Here is a 1112-nt window from a genome sequence, read left to right as displayed (position 1 = left end):
GGCCGAATATCAAAAAAGAAAGGAAAGAGGACGCTTGAGCGTACTTTACCAGAAATACTGGATAGAAGACAAGATATTGAATTTATGCTAGTAGGAGAACAACAGCAGTCGCTTAATATACCAGAAAAGTATGACGACCGCGTCACACTAGTTGGTCCAGTATCTCCGCAAGAAATTCCGAAGTACTATGATAAGGCTTCATTTTTAATTCACCCCTCGCTAACCGAAGGCCTTCCACGAGTCATACTCGAAGCTCTTGCAACCGGTATCCCACCAATTGCACGGGAAGTTGGTGATATTGCCTACGCGACAGAGAATACATTCACAAGCGACTCAGAGTTTATCGAGATGGTGTGTAACTTCGAATCACTACACATCAATTCCGTTGATAGATTTAGTATTGAATCGGTGAGTGCTGACTATTACAGACTATTTGAGAAGTTATTAATGGACAAATAGTGTTATCCAAAATATATGTGATATGTGACTCAAGACAATATTAATCTGTTCACATCTTGTAGCCTAATTCTTCCAATCTGCGTGTCACTTTTGGTGAAAATGAGCCTTCGATATGGTCGAGTTCGCCAGGGGAGGTTGTAATGCTATGGGCTTTCTCGCATAGTGACTGCGGGATTTCTCCTGGTTCTAGGACGTGGCGTTCGCCACGGTCTGTCAGCACGTGGAAACCACCATCTGGAAGAGTATATATCACCTCCGTGTTGGCTGAATCGGATAGCTCTCTGGTGATATACTTGTATTTCTCATCTCGTACCACGACTGAGTGGCCGTGAGCATCCAGCGCATCCGAGACAACCTGTGACCTGTCGTCGGGGTTGGTCTCCATATGACTTTCTCGACCACTCTCTGCAGGGAACGACGGTCGTGGCAGATCAGTTACGTCGGCGAGCAATTCGCCCAACCATGCCAATGACATCGGGTGAGAGATTCGGCCGGACCCTTTGCCTGGAGTACGAACGATAAGCGGAACGTGGAGTAATTCATCGTACGGATAGTGGCGAGGATGTCCGTAGTGACCTCGGTCATGTAGTGCCTCACCGTGATCACCAGTTACAATCAGAATAGTATTCTCCCAGACGTTTTCACGTTGTAGC

2 protein-coding genes and 1 pseudogene are annotated in these 1112 nt (G+C 46.5%); 1 reads left to right on the top strand and 2 read right to left on the bottom strand.

Annotated features, from left to right (window positions below; all coding sequences use genetic code 11):
• On the top strand, window positions 1-459 hold a 459-nt coding region (locus DVK07_RS19395), incomplete at its 5' end, for a glycosyltransferase family 4 protein (protein WP_147441241.1).
• A gap of 49 nt (window positions 460-508) precedes the next feature.
• Here DVK07_RS19395 and DVK07_RS23840 read toward each other — a convergent pair.
• Window positions 509-844: a hypothetical protein gene (locus DVK07_RS23840; protein ID WP_233565531.1), complete on the bottom strand. Its 336-nt coding sequence runs from the start codon at window positions 842-844 to the stop codon at window positions 509-511.
• A 102-nt stretch (window positions 845-946) separates the two neighbouring features.
• A pseudogene (locus tag DVK07_RS24430) lies at window positions 947-1112 on the bottom strand (sulfatase-like hydrolase/transferase); the annotation flags it as partial.

Source organism: Halorubrum sp. Atlit-26R (genome assembly GCF_003666015.1).
Classification (GTDB): Archaea; Halobacteriota; Halobacteria; order Halobacteriales; family Haloferacaceae; genus Halorubrum.
The sequence above is the reverse complement of the archived record's forward strand: the minus strand, read 5'-3'. Positions and strand labels throughout refer to the sequence as shown.

Coding starts and splice junctions, on each gene's coding strand:
- DVK07_RS23840 (WP_233565531.1), bottom strand. CDS start 844: ATGGAGACCAACCCCGACGACAGGTCACAGGTTGTCTCGGATGCGCTG.